The organism is Paenibacillus pinihumi DSM 23905 = JCM 16419 (assembly GCF_000422505.1).
GTDB classification, from domain to species: Bacteria; Bacillota; Bacilli; order Paenibacillales; family Paenibacillaceae; genus Paenibacillus_D; species Paenibacillus_D pinihumi.
The window spans coordinates 1-15,607 of sequence record NZ_AULX01000037.1 but is presented as its reverse complement, the minus strand read 5'-3'; the positions used below and the strand labels follow the sequence as shown (position 1 = coordinate 15,607).

16 protein-coding genes are annotated in these 15,607 nt (G+C 49.7%); all 16 read right to left on the bottom strand.

All coding sequences use genetic code 11. The features are described 5' to 3' along the window. Positions 1 to 43: 43 nt before the first annotated feature. Positions 44 to 1,825 carry a phage tail spike protein gene (locus H583_RS0112990; RefSeq protein ID WP_028560851.1) on the bottom strand — a complete coding sequence of 594 codons (1,782 nt, stop codon included), beginning with the start codon at positions 1,823 to 1,825 and terminating at the stop codon, positions 44 to 46. Further along, a complete protein-coding gene (locus H583_RS0112985; protein ID WP_028560850.1) occupies positions 1,816 to 3,033 on the bottom strand; it encodes an O-antigen ligase family protein in 1,218 nt (405 codons plus the stop codon). Before H583_RS0112985 ends, H583_RS0112990 begins: the two co-directional genes overlap by 10 nt. 56 nt (positions 3,034 to 3,089) lie before the next feature. Continuing rightward, entirely contained in the window at positions 3,090 to 4,916 is a 1,827-nt protein-coding gene (locus H583_RS0112980; protein WP_028560849.1) for a glycosyl hydrolase family 28-related protein, read from the bottom strand. A gap of 12 nt (positions 4,917 to 4,928) precedes the next feature. Next, positions 4,929 to 5,717, bottom strand: a complete 789-nt coding sequence (locus H583_RS0112975; protein WP_028560848.1) for a distal tail protein Dit — start codon at positions 5,715 to 5,717, stop codon at positions 4,929 to 4,931. Next, on the bottom strand, positions 5,718 to 9,896 hold the full coding sequence (locus tag H583_RS35320; protein WP_051236414.1) for a phage tail tape measure protein: 4,179 nt from the start codon (positions 9,894 to 9,896) through the stop codon (positions 5,718 to 5,720). Positions 9,897 to 9,899: 3 nt separating this feature from the next. Continuing rightward, positions 9,900 to 10,151: a hypothetical protein gene (locus tag H583_RS0112965; protein WP_154665878.1), complete on the bottom strand. Its 252-nt coding sequence runs from the start codon at positions 10,149 to 10,151 to the stop codon at positions 9,900 to 9,902. 74 nt (positions 10,152 to 10,225) lie between these two features. Beyond that, positions 10,226 to 10,639, bottom strand: a complete 414-nt coding sequence (locus tag H583_RS32795) for a hypothetical protein (protein WP_051236412.1) — start codon at positions 10,637 to 10,639, stop codon at positions 10,226 to 10,228. Positions 10,640 to 10,712: 73 nt separating this feature from the next. Further along, positions 10,713 to 11,249 (bottom strand): hypothetical protein, encoded by a 537-nt coding sequence (locus tag H583_RS32790; RefSeq protein WP_051236410.1) that lies wholly within the window; start codon positions 11,247 to 11,249, stop codon positions 10,713 to 10,715. Between the two features lie 76 nt (positions 11,250 to 11,325). Next, positions 11,326 to 11,700 carry a minor capsid protein gene (locus H583_RS0112950; RefSeq protein WP_028560846.1) on the bottom strand — a complete coding sequence of 125 codons (375 nt, stop codon included), beginning with the start codon at positions 11,698 to 11,700 and terminating at the stop codon, positions 11,326 to 11,328. Between the two features lie 3 nt (positions 11,701 to 11,703). Further along, a complete protein-coding gene (locus H583_RS0112945; RefSeq protein ID WP_028560845.1) occupies positions 11,704 to 12,102 on the bottom strand; it encodes a hypothetical protein in 399 nt (132 codons plus the stop codon). Further along, positions 12,099 to 12,422, bottom strand: a complete 324-nt coding sequence (locus tag H583_RS32785; protein ID WP_051236408.1) for a hypothetical protein — start codon at positions 12,420 to 12,422, stop codon at positions 12,099 to 12,101. The genes H583_RS0112945 and H583_RS32785 overlap by 4 nt, the downstream gene beginning before the upstream one ends. A 13-nt stretch (positions 12,423 to 12,435) precedes the next feature. After that, on the bottom strand, positions 12,436 to 12,825 hold the full coding sequence (locus H583_RS0112935; protein ID WP_028560844.1) for a hypothetical protein: 390 nt from the start codon (positions 12,823 to 12,825) through the stop codon (positions 12,436 to 12,438). A gap of 14 nt (positions 12,826 to 12,839) precedes the next feature. Then, a complete protein-coding gene (locus tag H583_RS37180; RefSeq protein ID WP_051236407.1) occupies positions 12,840 to 13,124 on the bottom strand; it encodes a hypothetical protein in 285 nt (94 codons plus the stop codon). 64 nt (positions 13,125 to 13,188) lie between these two features. Continuing rightward, a complete protein-coding gene (locus H583_RS0112925; RefSeq protein ID WP_028560843.1) occupies positions 13,189 to 14,319 on the bottom strand; it encodes an SU10 major capsid protein in 1,131 nt (376 codons plus the stop codon). 65 nt (positions 14,320 to 14,384) lie between these two features. Further along, positions 14,385 to 15,080: a phage scaffolding protein gene (locus tag H583_RS0112920; RefSeq protein WP_028560842.1), complete on the bottom strand. Its 696-nt coding sequence runs from the start codon at positions 15,078 to 15,080 to the stop codon at positions 14,385 to 14,387. An 82-nt stretch (positions 15,081 to 15,162) separates the two neighbouring features. Continuing rightward, positions 15,163 to 15,607, bottom strand: a 445-nt coding sequence (locus H583_RS0112915) for a phage minor capsid protein (RefSeq protein ID WP_028560841.1), incomplete at its 5' end; no start/stop codon positions are given.

Below are 15,607 nucleotides of genomic sequence, written 5' to 3'. Positions count from 1 at the left end.
CGACACTCTCCGTTCGTTTGGTATATTTACGTAAATTATACCATCAACCGCCAAGTGCCGCTACTCTCTGTTGCAAATCGGATATTTGATAGGCCTGCAGCGCCCAAGCGTTGCTTAATCCGGATAGTTCCTGTTGAAGTGAGCGGCCTGTCAACTCTTCTACTAATCGGGACCAACTTGGGACAAACACAGAATTACCCGAGCTGGGGCTTAGTCTAATAGCTCTAGCTGAATTAATGAATAAGTCATATCGGGATGATTGGAGCATCAATCCGTAACCTTGTATGAAAGACAAAATCCCGGAAAGCTGACCGTCACTGGTCAACAGGAAGGTGGGCGATCCGGTAAGACTCGGACTTATAGCGATAGACTCACTGGCGTTGAGTGAAGCCGTAAGAAGGTTTCCGCTTGAACTTAACTCAATCCGGGGATACTGTCCGTAGTCCTTCGTCTGAATCAATGCCCCCGTAATAACTCCGCCTTTAACCTCCGCTCCGTTAATGATTCCGCCATTGATGACCGCAGCCTGCAATGTACCGGAAATCACTACGTCCCCGCTATCGTCAAGCCATATCGTACGGTCGCCATCCTTGTTCAGCACAATTAAACCATATTCACCTGGCTCATACTGCCCGAGCATGACACGCTTTCGGTTCATATCGTCCGAAATGGTAATGCCGAAGCCGTCCGCAATCGTAACGGAATCGTCGTATTTCTGGCCTTTTAATACGGATTGCTTGTTCGTAAAGGATATCGCCTTCCGGCTGCCGACCGTAGCCTGGAAGATATAGTCCGTATCCTTCATCGGGCGGAAGTTCGCTAGGGTGACGCGGCCCCGCTTTGGTTCGAATGGATACCGCTCGTATTCTATGGCCCGGGCATCAAAGGCATAGCCTAAGTCATCGTCATAGACCGTAACTGTATCGCCAGCTTCCTGCAGCCGGAGCGGTTCGAAGTCCGGGTCGATCTTTTCGAGCTGAACGTAGTCGATGTTATAGGAGACGTTCGGCAGTTCGTACTTAGCAAGGTGCTTTTTCATCTCCGCCAGCAGCTGGGATTGTACTTCAATCTCCGCAAACTCAACCTTCGCTTCAAACGGATTATTCGGGTCAAAGTATTGGCTATCGATATACTTTACGGGATGTCCCGGTAGCCCTTCGATAGTAAGTCCGTTTTTCCCGTAACCGTATAGCCGGGTTATGCGCTCCATTGTGTGGGAGTTACGCTGGATACCCGCCAAGTTGTGCCGGTACCGGACGGTGGTTCCCCGGTTGGCCCCTTTACGGGTGGTCAGCGTGATTTCGTAGTTATCAAACGATAGTTCCGCCTCATAGAGCTGCCGTAGCGTCTGGAGCAGACTGAATCGTTTATCCTCGCCCCAATCAAAAATATCCTGTTTCGAAAAATTCCCTTCCGCCACAAAAGAAAACGGAGTGCCGGAGCCTAATAGCCCCAACATCTCCGTTATGTCCTTCGCCGCGGCAAAGTCGATATAGCCATCGTAAAAATAATTACCGAGATCAAACGCTACATGATGCGCCTCTACTCGCTTATACACCCGCAGCCCTTCGCGGACCTCGTCTACCCGCCGGATCGTGTACCGCTGGCCCCGCTCGATGTCCGGAGGGAACCGGATTTCAGCGTCTTCCCGGAGCGCGGCGTAACGAATACCGTCGTCGGACATCCGCGGATACAGGAATGTTACGTAATTCTCCCCGTTAACTATTTCCTTTACGCGGACTTCCGTGGCGTCCGGCAGCATCAGGCGAACATCCGGGGCCAGCGGCGTATAGAGTTCGAGGCGTGAACGGAATTTTATGGACATCTTATCCTCCTACTTCGACTTTGTTTAATGCTACTTTGGGCTTCATAAAGATATCTCCATATCAAAGCTAGTACCAAAAAGAATATTTCATTGACCATAAATGAGTAAGTAGACATCATGAACGCTACTGCGGTAAAAGTGAAAATGAGGTAGCCTTTATCATTTAGCTTTGATTTGTTTTTGAAATAAGTTATAAAGACAAGTATAAATATCAGACTATAGAGAAATAAACCAATAAAACCACCTTCAACCAGTGCTTCCATGTATGTGTTATGCATGTAAATTGCATTTCCGTATTCTGCAATAACATGTGGACGATAATTTCCTATACCAACTCCAAAGAAAGGGTAATTACCTAATAAGGCAAGCCCTTTTTCCCATATGTCAATGCGTCCGCTCCCTGCGTCACCATTCATAAATCGTTCCAAAATCAGTTGAATAAAATCAATTTTAAATAAGATTTTTACAAAAAGATTTAATGCAACAACCGAAAAACCTACGCCCACAATCATCTTTATTTTCTTGCTCAGACTCAGCGTAATAAACATTAACAACAAACCAAGTACAACTGAGATAATACCGCCCCTTGATAAAGAAAATAACATTGTAGCCGAGGTTAGTAAGAAGCCTAATTTAGCTCCCTTTTTATCCAAATGAGTAAGGTAGTAAAAAAAGAAGATAAAATTATAAAAACAGAATATATTCGGATCGCTCGTTAAGCCTATCAGTCTAGGGAATCCTCTATCCATAAGTACTCCTAGTTCGCGAATTTGATTACCGCCTATATATCCAACCTTTAAAATTCCTAAAATATATAGTAGCACAGATAGACCATTGAAGATAAAACCACTAATAAATATAGCCTTTTCAATCCCGTTAATACTTACCAAATGCATAAAATATTTTATAACAAAATAACAGAAAATTACTAAAAACACTCCAAAAATGAATCTAAGACTTGCTGCTGGATACTTTGCAAATATGCCGGTCGTACAATAGTAAGCAAAATAACAAAGCAAAGCTATCTCGTATTTAAAGAGGGAATGTGTAACAAAAGTTTTTACGGACAGGACAAATAACACTGCAGACAGTAGCATGAATGGTTTTAAGGCAAATCCTAAATCAACGTAATAGAAACTAAAACAAATAGACAAGATAATTAAAAATAGTGGGGTTTCTTTGTATTCTCTTAATGGTAGTATGTTCATGACTATTCTCCTATTTTTTTTACAAACAACCCCACTATAGTAACATAGTTGCGAAATTATGCCAATCTTTCAATGCTATAAAAGTTCCAGACACTTAGGTTAGATGGATCATATACATTCACTGTTTTTTCCCCGCCTAACACTCTTACTGATACTCTTATACCAAGTAAATTTTGCGTTTCTATTACTACAGACCCGGAAAGCAATAGACGGCCGTTTACATCCCTTTGTGACCCAAGCTTTTCGTCTACAGTATATACACGCGCCCCGACACCCGTCTCTTTGACATATAGAGCGCAATTGGTATGTGCTTCTTCTACCCCTGACAATCGTACCGTTACGTTTACTCTAAACCTACCATTTGTAATCGGTGTAAAGAGTCCAGTTAATGCGTCTAACTCGCCATATGGATTAGATTCAAGACCCGCTACTCCCCAAGCAATGTTGTACTCTGTTCCGTCACCCGTTATGTTAGGGATTGTGCCGGATAATTTGCCGGTGGTAGCCTCTGATCTATCAAGATATTTCTCTCTTTTATTTACCGCAGAACGTTTAGCCCATGTTGAGTTAGATGGATTAAACCAATATCCAAAACGGGCATGGATGAAGTCAGGCAAAATATCATTGCCTGACATGATGACTGTTGTTGGTACATCCGCATCAAATCGTACAAAAGGGGAATTGTTATTAGTTAAGAATCCTCCTTTGCTCATATCACAATTTATGATTCGCATCATTTTACCGCCAAGGACCTGTACCTTTCCTTTAATTAAACATCCGTCGAACGTGAGTGACCCGTCATTTCTCAGATGGAAAGGTCGATCTACAGCAAATGATTCTGTATAGACACCTTTAAGTAGTAAAGTTCCATCCCGAGCATCTACTCCGTCACGGAAGTTTTCAATTACCCCGCCAATGAATGCATTGTTTTTTCCGTTGATATGAAGGACGGCCATCTTGCTATTAGGGTCACTTAGGTTACTTCGTATTTCGCAGCCATAGAAAAAGTTGGCATTGCTATCAGGGTCTAAGAAAGAAACGCCATCAGCAGTCCGAAAGAACTTACAATCGTGAAATGAATTAACCCACGATCTTCCTATTTTTATCGCTGTCGTATCTTTTATAAAGCCGCCTTCAATCCAAAGGTTTTTAAATGTATTTAACTGAGAGTTTTCTGATAATTCTATCCCCACTTGGCCCTCTTCGGTTAGCAGTATCTTTAAACCTTTTATTATACAATACAAAGCTCCCAACAATTGGATACCTGTGTTTCCCTGGCCAATAACCTGTAAGGTCGCACTTCCGCTAATAGTCAATCCGCGAGGTATAACTAAACCGGTTACTCTGTAAATTCCATTAGGTATTAAAACAACTGGTTTATTGTCTAACTCACCGGACCAACCTACATCAACCGCAGCATCAATTGCCGACTGTATAGCATTTGTGTCATCATGTGTCCCATACCCATAAGCACCGTATTCCAACACATTAAAAACTCTGCGATTAATCCAACGCTGATCAGCTTTATCCAAACGTCCTTTCAGAGTTGCATAATTTTCATCAAACGGCGTGCTATACCTTGCCGCCGCTGCTTCTGGCCCGCTATCTCCTTCAACTACCAGTTGATCAATCGTTTTCTGTACCGAGTCAATAGCTAACTTTACATTACCAGCGACAACGGTTCCATCATACGTAATCTGTTGTGCTTCATGAGCTGTAACGGATTGTGCGTGTGCCAAGTCCGCAGCTTCCCGCTGTTGAGTCTCCGAGATCAACCCGTCATTTAGTTTCGTCGTATTACGATTTATCTTCGGGTATGCTGTCCCGATTGTATCCGGCGGATTCCCGTTATCCGCGCCTTTAATCAACTCAATTTCCGCCATAGTTTCGCCCTCCTATAATGATTTCGTCCGGAAGCGGAATGTCACCGTACAATTAATACCGGTGCCACCGATTACAACCGGAGATGTCCCGGCAGGTAACTGTCCGTAATCCCCTGACGCAGGTACCGGAACCCCGTTTCTCAAACTCAAGTAACGACTAAAGTCGATAGCCAGCGTACCGGACGTTTGCTGCCCAAATGTGAGTGTCTTGCCGCCTAGTGTAACCGTGAGCGTTGTAAATGATCCGCTAATCTCAAGCACTGGCCTAACTGGCTCAGCCCCGAAATTATCCACGTTAAGAGTCGCAAGGCCATTAACCGCAAAGGTGTACGATGCATCAACGGAAATCTCCGTATCCACTAGGACGGCGCTGTCTACTGTTATGGACTCGACCGAGTACGTGGAATATCCGAACGGATCGTGACATTTAAACGTAATCGTGAGTACACCGTAACCAACGATAAGCTGCTCAATACCGAATCGGCCTGTAAGCTTGGCGTTGTATTGGGTATCCGGGACCTCGTCAAATATCAATGGTCCGGCGCCAGAATCAACCGGAGACAACCACGACAATATCTTTGATTGCCGCCGCTTGAGCGATTCTCCATTAGGAATAACGTCAATCTTCACGGTGATTTCCCGCGTGCCCCACTCCGCGCCGTAATCGTACTCGCCAGGCCGCCCGGCGACCGTCTCCGCATACTCACGCAGTTCCGGCGTGTTAACGGTATAAGAAAGGAGCCGCACGCCCATTTCCGAGCAATGCCGCCCCCTATACGTAAATCCGTATAATCCGTCCAATTACCTCCCTCCTCCGTCACTCAAAACCTGCCGTAGCAGCTCAGCAGATTTAGCGTTCGCATTTCTCCCGTATGCGTCAAGGTCGACGTTATCTTCGATTACCGGATTCGTGATTTCCATAGCGACCATTTTTTCGATATGGACCGTATTGCCCGGCGCAGCAGAACCAGCCTTGCTGCCGACAATCTGCGTAATCTGCTGCGGAGTCAGCACAGGCTCGCCTCGTCGGAGTATCGCTGTCAGCTCGTCAGGCATCAGTCTTTCGCCGGATGCAAACGGCTGCTCACCCGCAATACCTCCCGTATGATAGAGCGGTACGCCATCCTTGTACCAGCGGCCCTGCTTGCTGTTATACGTGGCCCCGATCTGCGCTCCAAGTCGCTGATTCTCCGCTTCCAGGCGAGCCTTTCCGGCAGCGTCTGCCGTCTTCCATGCATTAGAATTGGCCTGCATCTGGTAAACGGTAGACTGTGTCAACGGATCGGCCGGGACTGCTGCTGCATTTATCGCAGCCATTTCAGCCTTGAACCGTTCCATTTCCGCTTTAATCTTGGCGTTCGTATCCACAAACGCCTTGAATCGCTCGTCCTCGGTCAATCGATAAATCGAAATGAAGTCCCCGTTAAAATTTTCAATGGACGACTTTAAATCCGCATACCACGAGTCGATGTCCGCTTTCTGCTTATCCATCGCTGCCAGCTTATCGTCCCGCTCCTTTTGTAGCGCCCGCTTGTTATCTTCGATATCCATCTTACGGAGCTGCTCTTGGAGTTCCTCGTAACGTTTACGGCCCTTCTCGGACGTAGCATAGCGGTACTTCTCCGCCTCATCCTCGAGCTTCTTTCGATCGCGTCCCCGTTCGAATTCGTCGATAATCCGAAGCATTTCGTCGTAATGGTCCTTGACCGCCTGCTTCCGGGACTCTAGCGCATCAAGCTCGGATTTCCGTTGTTTATCGATTGCATCCGTAACAGACTTCGTAAGCTCTTTCGTGGACTTCTCAGCGGCTTGAGCGGCAGCTTTCGCGGCCTGTTCGTCCTGTTTACGGAGATTCATCCGCGCATTGAACATCTCTTTGTCTGCTCGCTTATAAAAGTCCGAATCCTTTTCGTAGCGATTACGGACTCGTGTCCACGCCGCAAGCTGCATGTCGGTGATTTCCCGTTCGGAAGCGCCCTTTTCCGTTAGCCGCCGCGTTTCCATTTCGATCCATTCGGAGGAAGAATCGAATTTCTCACGAGCAAGCCGTTCCGCAGCCCGCTTCGCATCCTCGCCGCGTCTCTTCTCGTCGTCGGCCCGTTTCTTGTCGGCCGCCGCCATCTGATCGGATAGCTGATTACGGCGTTTCGTGGCGTCGATCCAAAGCGTGTCATACTTCTGATAACGGTCAGCCAGTTTGTCCAGCGCAGCCAACTCCTGCTCCTCGGACATACGGTTCTGCAAGCGCATCTTTTCGATGTACTGTAACGAGGCCCGATACGCTTCCTGTGCGAGCTGTTCAGCCGATTTCTCCTTTTTGCCCCCGCCGGTTTTCCCTTTTCCGGGCTTTTTATCCTTACCGGTGCTGATCGTTCCTGATCCCGTACCTAATCCGCCGCCCGATCCGCCCGCATTCCAAGTCCCGTTTTGGATTTTCGCCAAGTCCAAATCAAATGCGTTAATTTCTTTTGTGTACGTATCAACTTCGCTCTCAAGACGCTTCCGGTCATCTTCGAGCATTTTCTTTACGGTGTCACTAAGCCCAAAAGCCCCACCACCATCAAGTCCATACGGATTCTTAACGCTAACATCAAACGACTGCGCCTTGGCTACCCGTTGTAGGGCTTCAAGCTGCTTCTTCGCGTATTCCAGCTTCTTCTCCGTTTCAATACGCCAAGCTTCGGTGCGTGACTCAGCACTGTTCACTGTATCTTGTACGGAGTCCTTTTCGGCTTGAATAAGACTACGAACATACCCCTCATTCATAATCATGAGACGTCCGTTATCGTCCAACTTGGCATTAAGGTCCGGATAGTGGTCAGACAGTTGCTGAATAGTACGAGTAAGCTCGGCCTTTTCGTCCGCCGTAAGTGACGCTTGCTGCGATAACTCTCGGTACCGATCTAGTAGCTTTTCGGACTGTATAATCTGCTCCTGTTTAGCGGCAGCTTCCGCCAACTCTTGTCGTAACAGCTCATGTAGAGCCGGAATCGATTCGTTAATCTGTCCGTTAAGTTCCGCGATCCGCTCCGCCGCTTCCTCCGGAGTTTTTACGTCAAACGTATTTCCCAATTGCTGCTCGACTTTCATCAGCTGGATTTCCAACGTTTTAAGCTCGCTGGATTTACCGGCAATTACTCGCCAAGTCTTCGCCCAAAACCCGTCCGGCTGCGCCTCCTCGATCCTCCGAGCGAGGTCCGCTTGCTTTTCGAGCAATCCGTTTAATTCTTCGATACGGTCTTTTAACGTGTTTACATCGTCGGCTGTACGTTCGAACGGGGCTTTTGATAGTTGCGCGTTGAATTCCGCCTGTGCTTCGGCGGCCTCTGCCACTTGCGCTTGATAGCCCGCGAAGGCAGCTCCGAGCGAACCAACGGCTACCGCCAATAATCCGACCCACCCAAGCGAGAGATTAGCGACTCCGGCCGCAGCAGCGAGGGCTTTTAAGGACGTAACCATTGCGTAAATAGATATAGTGATTAATCCAACGGCTCCGGTTACCGCTGGTAAAGTAATGAGGAATGTCCTCATACCTGCGTCCATCTCGTTAAATCCGAGCAAGGTCCTCGTAACCGCCTCCGCCGCCTGCCGAAGTATTGGAATAAAGTCGTTACCAATCGTAATACCTACGGCCTCCAACGCGGATTTCATCTCGGTTACGGCTCCGTTAAACGTGTCCATTTGCGTTTCCGCAATCCGCTCGGCTGTCCCGCCTGCATTACGGAGTTGTTCGGCGAATTCGTTGAGATTATCCGCGCCTGCGTTTACCAACGTTAGCAATCCGGCAGCGGCCTCCGTACCTGCGATAAGAGCCGCGGCCTCCGTTTGCGCAGCCTGAGTTAATCCTCCGAGAGCAACTTCGAGCTGTCGGATAATATCCGTAAATGGCAGTATGTTCCCGGCGGCGTCCTTCGTTTTAATTCCGAGCTGATCCATTACGTCCTTCGCCTCGCCGACCGGTTTAATCAGGCGGAGGAGGATCGCGCGGAGCTGCGTACCGGCCATTTCGCCCTGAATACCGGCGTCAGAGAGCCGTCCGATAGCTGCCGCTGTCTGCTCGATAGTGACTCCGGTGGACGCTGCGATAGGAGCTGCGTATTTCATAGCGTAGCCCAACTGCTCCATACTCGTATTGCTCGACGTAAAAGCCTTCGCCATTACATCCGTTACATGGCCGGTCTTTTCGGCATTGAGTCCGAACCCCGTAAGAATATTCGAAGCAATATCCGCTGTCCGTCCGAGGTCCATCTGAGCAGCGGCGGCGAGATTGAGTACGCCGGGCATTGCCGCGATAATTTCGTTGGTCTTAAAACCGGCAATAGCGAGGTATCCCTGAGCATCTGCGGCTTGACCTGCCGTAAACACTGTCGTAGCCCCAAGCTCTAACGCCTGATCTTGCAGCCGTTTAAACTCCGAAGCCGTCGCACCGGACACCGCTTTAACTTTCGCCATACTCTGCTCGAAAGTGGCCGCCGCTTCGACTGACTTCGTAATGACCGCCGCGTATGCCGCAGTCAATGCCGTAAAAGCCACGCCCAGTTTCGTAACCGCAGACGTAGCTTTACCGTCAAACTTATCCAATCCGTCTCCGGCCGAGTTAAGGCTATCCTCCAGCTCGTGGATTTTCGAAGCCGTCGCGTCGGACTGCTTAGTCAGCGAGAGCAACGCCGCCTCCGTACTGACGATCTTATCGTTAATCTTCGCCTTGGCTCCGTCCTCAAACGTTTCCTTATACTGCCTCTGTAACTCCGCAAGCTTCCGCCTCTGTATATCCGCCCGCGCGTTAACGTTGTCGAGAGTGGCCGCCAGCTTATCGATGTTATCCCGAGTTTCCGACATCTTCTTAAACGCCGCCGTCGTCTGCTTCGCATTTTCTGTCACGCCGGTTAAGTCCTGTTTCGCACGATCCATGCCCGCCCTAAAGTTTGCCGCGTCCAATTCGAGCCGCGCCTTAATCGCACCTATTTCCGTTGCTGACACTTATTACGTACCTCCTTTCGTCCGATTTCCGATCTTGCCGCGTAGCTTTTCGAGCGCGCTCCGGTCAAGACGGTCCGCTTGTTCGGCAGGCTCCGCTCCGTCTCCGGTTATCAAATCGGCCCGTAATTGATCGACAAAACGCCCGTACACGTCCTTATCTGTGCACTGGCTCATTGACCCGATTTGTAACGCCATCAAGCGGTTCTCCGCCGTCTCTGCCGCTTTGTACCGGAGCAATTCCGGCAGGTCGATCATGTAAAACTCCGATTCAAGTACGATTTGACTTACGCCGAGCCGGACGGCCGCGCCCATTAGCCATTCGTCAAGCGTTAATTGCTTGCCACGCCGCCCTGAACCGGACCCGTTTTGAACCGGCCGAGAGCGGCTTTGACGTTTTTTAGCGTCAACTCCAAATCGTTCTTCTCCGCTGTCAGACGGATGAATTCGAGAACATCGTTAATGGTCGCATGCTCCTCGATGTACTCTGCGTCAAGCTCCGTAAGCACCGATACGATACGGATTGCTTCGTCTGCTACAAGCTGTAATGCAGCCATTACGGTTGCCGTGAATTGCTCCGAACCACGCGCAGCAAGCATCGTAATAGCAATTTGAGGTAACGCCTCCACTACGTCAAAAAGCTGCCGCCATTTAGCGATAGTTAGCTTCGGAACGGGGACCGTTTTGTCTCCGATAACCACCGAGTCGGCATCGGATTTATTAAATAATCGTGAAATCACGTTCATTTTCGTGTTTAGCTCCTTTCGGGTACAAAAATAGCGGCCCCGTTAAGAGCCGCCTGTTTACTTGATTATTCGCTTACTCTTCCGCGTCAGGATCGCCGAAGGAGATTAACAAACCGTTCTCGTCCGGAAATGCTCGGAATGTCGTGTTTGTTACGAGTTCATTATCGTAGCTGTACGTATAGTTGAGATTGGTTTGCGGGGCCGCCTTATGGAGAATCACCGTATTCTCAACGGTCGCATTGTAATCAAGCGGCTCAAGTTTGACTTTCTTCGCGTAAGGAAACAGCCGCTGAATGACGAGTGCATTTACGTCAACACGCTTCTTTGTCGGGTCGGTCCCGTCGACTACCAACTTTGCTCCCGGAATAATCGCCGCCAACTTTTCCAAATCGTGCTCTACGATTGGGACCGCGATCGAAGCCGTGCGGCCCGTGATAATTACGTCGGCTGGCGTCGATCCTAGTTGATCCACCGGTACGTCCCGCGTCGTCTCCTCGTATGTCAGCACAACGCCGCCCTGCGTCTGCGCAAACACAACCGGTTTAGTCCCGCCAAAATCGAATGTTACCTTGCAAGGGCCGAGCTGAATTTTATCCGCGTTTACCGCCATGTGTTATTTCCCCCTTGTTATCTGTCCGCAGCACAAAAACGGCCAACCCGAAGGCTGACCGTATAGCTACGTTTATTTAATTGTTGAGTAATCGCGCCGTAAAATTGACGCTGTATTGTGCCCGCCTATTGTCGTCCACGCCGAGATATAACGGAATAGGCTGATCGGCAAACGTCGCTACAATACGTTGGCTGCCGATAGTAAACGCCCGCCGTTGGTGATACGTATCCCATATTGCCTGTGCCGTCGCCTCCGCCTGAACCGTAGTCTTCGCACGAACTACAACTTGGAACGAAGGCCGAAGCTGCGGCGTCCATTGCGATGGAGCAAACCCGCCAGTGATCCGTACATACGCCGAATTGTCTGCGCCAGTAGCCGGAAACTCGTTGATATAGTACGTGTAAGGTACGGCGGCTTCCACGTTTGTTTTTAATTCCGCTATCGTAAACACGCGTTACATCAACTCCTTCCGAATCGCGGCGGCAATCTCGTCACGATACCGCTCGGCATTTTCCTTTAGCGGCCTTTCGAGGTACTTCGGTTGCGTGCCGGGCGTGGTCGGATTCTTAAATTCGCCCATCTCATGGGTCCTGAGCGCGTAATTAAAACGGCCATTTCCATTATTTTCGACCACGCTGTAATACACCTCGCCCGTGACTACTCCGTCCGACTCCGTAACCTCTGACCAGGCCATCATACGGAGAATCCCTTTATCCAGCGGAGCCAATTCGCGGGAACGACGAAGTAAATTGTCCATTGCGTCATGCATTCCGTCCTTGGCTGCGGCTGCCGCTTTCTTTTGAGTAATCGCCACGGCCGCCGTAAACCCCTTCGTATCAAACGTAATGCTCATTTTACATACACCACCGTTAGTATCGTTTTACCATTCAACCACCGTTTCCGCTCCGTCTTTATCGCGCCGTATCGACGGGTCATGCCACTCTCGTCCGTATATTCGTATTCGGCTGCATCGTCTACCAGCGCAAATTTATCGAAGAGTATCCGGGCTGATGCTACAACGTCACGGCCGAGCCGGTCCGATACAACTTCCGTTTTATCCTCGAATCGGCACCTCAACGTAAATGGATCGGAACCAGGCGTCGGGTTATTCGGGTCGTCCGAGTCCGGAGGATATACGGTTACTTGCTGCCGCAGCGAAATTCCCATCGGCATTGTCTGCCACCTCCTATATCACGGTCCAGCGGATTGCCCGCCGGGACAGCGATATTCCGCCGTTTTCGGCCGAAATCAAATCGAGGACCGTATCGGATATCCACGCGTCAAGTCCGGATTTGGCCCAATCCTTAAACGTCATGGATGCGACGCCGGTCAGGGAAAACGCCGCGACGCCCTGCTGCTGTAGCCGGTTAGAATCGTTAAATGCGATGGATAATTCGTTGCCAAACTCGTACACTGCGTTGTCTGGTATCGTAAGTTTCGGGTATTTGGTCGTCAAGTGACGAGACGCGACGTTTAGTATCCGCTGTTTTCTCGCTTCGTCACTATCCGACCAGTCCTCCGAGTCGATACACCATTCCGCAATGTACGAATCTGCGTCCGTAATATTAACCGCCATAAGCCGTTACCTCCTTATTTACCGGAGGATTTACGGCGGGATGTCGGCTTCACTTCCGGCTTTGTCCCCGCTTCCTCCGGTTTAATCTCATCTTCCTCGGATACCTCCGGAATATTAGCGGCCTCGTCAGGCGCTGGGTTCTTAACCTCACTAATCCGCGTAATCCATTTCGGGGCGAGTTCGTCCAGTACCGCGATTTCCGCCTCATCTTCCGTTCGGTACTCGCCAAACCAATTAAATCGTACCGTCTTGCCTTCGATGTCGACCGCGTAATGAGACGGTCCTTGATACGTTACCAATCATTACACCTCCGTTTTGGTTTACGTTAAAAAGAGGGCCGCGAAGCCCTCGTATAACCTTCGTTTATGATACCGATGTGCTAATGTTTTCGAGAATCGCGATTTTTTCCTTCGCATTTTTAACGGTGATACCATACTCCCCACGAATCTGGCGAGCCACGAAGTCAGCACCAGGAATAGACGCGTCCACATCGTACAGGCTACGGCCTTGCAGCGGAGACAGTTTAAGAATGCTGCGGTCGAACAGCGCGATTTTGTTAACCGGGAAGTTCGGGTCAACGATGATAGTCGCTTCGTTACCGCCAGTGATGTCAGATACAAACGTAGAAATACGGTGACCCGTAGTCTCGTCGGTACGTACGGTACGGATGGTATCCTTCGCCAATTTCGAGATTTGACGAGCGCCCGCGGTATTCGTCAGGATCGTGTTTACGTTACCTCCACGCAAATAAACCTGCTCCATCAAGTCGTTAATCGCCTTGGCCGATACCTCTGCGCCAGACAAGTTCTGTTTAGCGGATGCGTTTTTCTCCGCGAAGTACAGCAGACCGCCGGACGTGGACGGAATGCTCTTTTGACCTTGAATACGGCGACCGTAGATCAACCAATCATTCAGCTCGCGCGCCAACTCTTTCAAACGCAGCTCAACTTGATAGTTCAACTCGTTAGTTACGTTGTGTGTACGGACAGCCATTTGTGTACCCGACACGGCCGCGTAACGCTCGATAATCTGCGTAAAGTTGTAATCAGTGTAACGGTCGTGCGCTTCGTCAACGCCAGGCAATGCGCCTTGGAGTTGCGGACGGGATACGATACGAATTCCGTCACCATTAGCGATTGCGGCCGCAGTTGTACCGTCAAATCCACGAACTACTGTGATTGCGTCGGCGTTTACCGCAGTTACTTGCATGTACTCTTCACCAGCTACGATGATAGAGTTGACACGGAACTTCTCGCCGTCGCCTGGTGCTACGTTAAGCGTAGTGTCGGAAGCGCCTGCTGCGGCCACTACGTTTGCACGGTTGGAGTTGAGGTTATCGGACATCCATTCATATTTCGTTTGAAACAGCGGTTCGCCGCCGTTAATACCAACCAGGCCGAGCAGTGTTGGCGCATCGTTGATAATCAGCGAGATACCTGCTTCGAGCTGGCGAACTTGATCCTTAAAGTCGTACGTAAATGTAAATTGAGACATTCGTTATTTCCCCCTTGATTTCTGTTTTTGTGTATAAGAAAAGGCCGACCGTAATTGGCCGACCTCTACTTCAAGTTTGCGAGTGTATTCGATAATTCCACGACTTTGCCGAAATCCTTCCGCTTCTTCGCGTCTTCCAACTGCGCCTCCAGCGTCTTCCGCTGTTCCTGCACCGGATTATTCGGCTCGCCGATTGTCTTCGGCTTGTTTGGCGTAGCCACTTCGACGAGGTACGGTTTCGCCGCGACCAACGCTTCTAACGCCTCTTTTACGCCAGCCACGTTACCTTCGTCATCGACCGTAATTCCCGCCTTATCCGCCAGCAAAAACGCATCTTCCAGCGCATCCGGTCGGATATTAACGGAAGCAGCCGCGAGTTTGAAATCCGCTTTGATTACGCGGTCATTAGCGGCCTTCAATGCTGCTGCCGATTTCCCTTCGGCTTCTTCCGCCGCTTTCTTGGCTGCGGTAAGTTCCGCCTGAACACGTTCCTGCTCCGTCATAGCCGCCTTCTGCCGCTCAGATTCGGCAGTCTCGAACTCCGTAAGCTTCGATTTCAGTTCGTCGTAATCCGAAAACTTTTTACGTTCCTGTCCGAGTCGTTTCGCAATAAGCGCGTCCAATTCGTCCTGCGTCATCGTGAGCGGTTTCGGTTCTGGTTCGGTAATGGGCGACATTGGTTCCGGATCAGGATCGCCTTCGGAAAACGTCTGCAAATCGAGTGTAAGCATGTATTTACGTTGCATATCTTCGTTAGTCATTCGTGTACCTCCAACCGTTTAAAGCCCGTCGGCTATCGTATCCGCGCAGTTTAACGACATGTGCGTTCGGTCGGTCTGTTGGCTATTGCTGCAAGCTTTCCGGATTTCGTATCGGTGTGATTACATGTCGGCAGTTGGGATGAAATATTTCCCGTCGAGGCAGGTCGAGAAAATACGGATAATCCCCCGGAGCCTCCATCGTAAGCTTCACGATACGTCCTTCCCACCGCGAGCAGGCGTCCGTTGCGCCATGTCGCGAAATAACTCCGTAAAATACTCCGCGCTGTACTGCTTCATTTGCGGTTGATTCCCGATGCGCCTCCGCCATTTTGGTCCGCGTAACCATATCGACGTACGTTTCCGGCTTCCATCGGCGGCCGCCTGCTGAAATAGCGATTTTATCCGTAGTGTCACCTATAATCTTACGTACTTCAACCATTGTTTCGCGATTAATCGTCTTACGCCCGTTGATTCCGGCCGCCATATTCTCACGCATAACTGTTGCCGAAGCTCGCCGTATTGCAATA

Excerpts from the sequence above, each read along its gene's own strand:
- H583_RS0112990 (WP_028560851.1), bottom strand. The coding sequence starts at position 1,825 with ATGTCCATAAAATTCCGTTCACGCCTCGAACTCTATACGCCGCTGGCC.
- H583_RS0112985 (WP_028560850.1), bottom strand. The coding sequence starts at position 3,033 with ATGAACATACTACCATTAAGAGAATACAAAGAAACCCCACTATTTTTA.
- H583_RS0112980 (WP_028560849.1), bottom strand. The coding sequence starts at position 4,916 with ATGGCGGAAATTGAGTTGATTAAAGGCGCGGATAACGGGAATCCGCCG.
- H583_RS0112965 (WP_154665878.1), bottom strand. The coding sequence starts at position 10,151 with ATGATCGACCTGCCGGAATTGCTCCGGTACAAAGCGGCAGAGACGGCG.
- H583_RS32795 (WP_051236412.1), bottom strand. The coding sequence starts at position 10,639 with ATGAACGTGATTTCACGATTATTTAATAAATCCGATGCCGACTCGGTG.
- H583_RS32790 (WP_051236410.1), bottom strand. The coding sequence starts at position 11,249 with ATGGCGGTAAACGCGGATAAAATTCAGCTCGGCCCTTGCAAGGTAACA.
- H583_RS0112945 (WP_028560845.1), bottom strand. The coding sequence starts at position 12,102 with ATGAGCATTACGTTTGATACGAAGGGGTTTACGGCGGCCGTGGCGATT.
- H583_RS32785 (WP_051236408.1), bottom strand. The coding sequence starts at position 12,422 with ATGCCGATGGGAATTTCGCTGCGGCAGCAAGTAACCGTATATCCTCCG.
- H583_RS0112935 (WP_028560844.1), bottom strand. The coding sequence starts at position 12,825 with ATGGCGGTTAATATTACGGACGCAGATTCGTACATTGCGGAATGGTGT.
- H583_RS0112925 (WP_028560843.1), bottom strand. The coding sequence starts at position 14,319 with ATGTCTCAATTTACATTTACGTACGACTTTAAGGATCAAGTTCGCCAG.
- H583_RS0112920 (WP_028560842.1), bottom strand. The coding sequence starts at position 15,080 with ATGACTAACGAAGATATGCAACGTAAATACATGCTTACACTCGATTTG.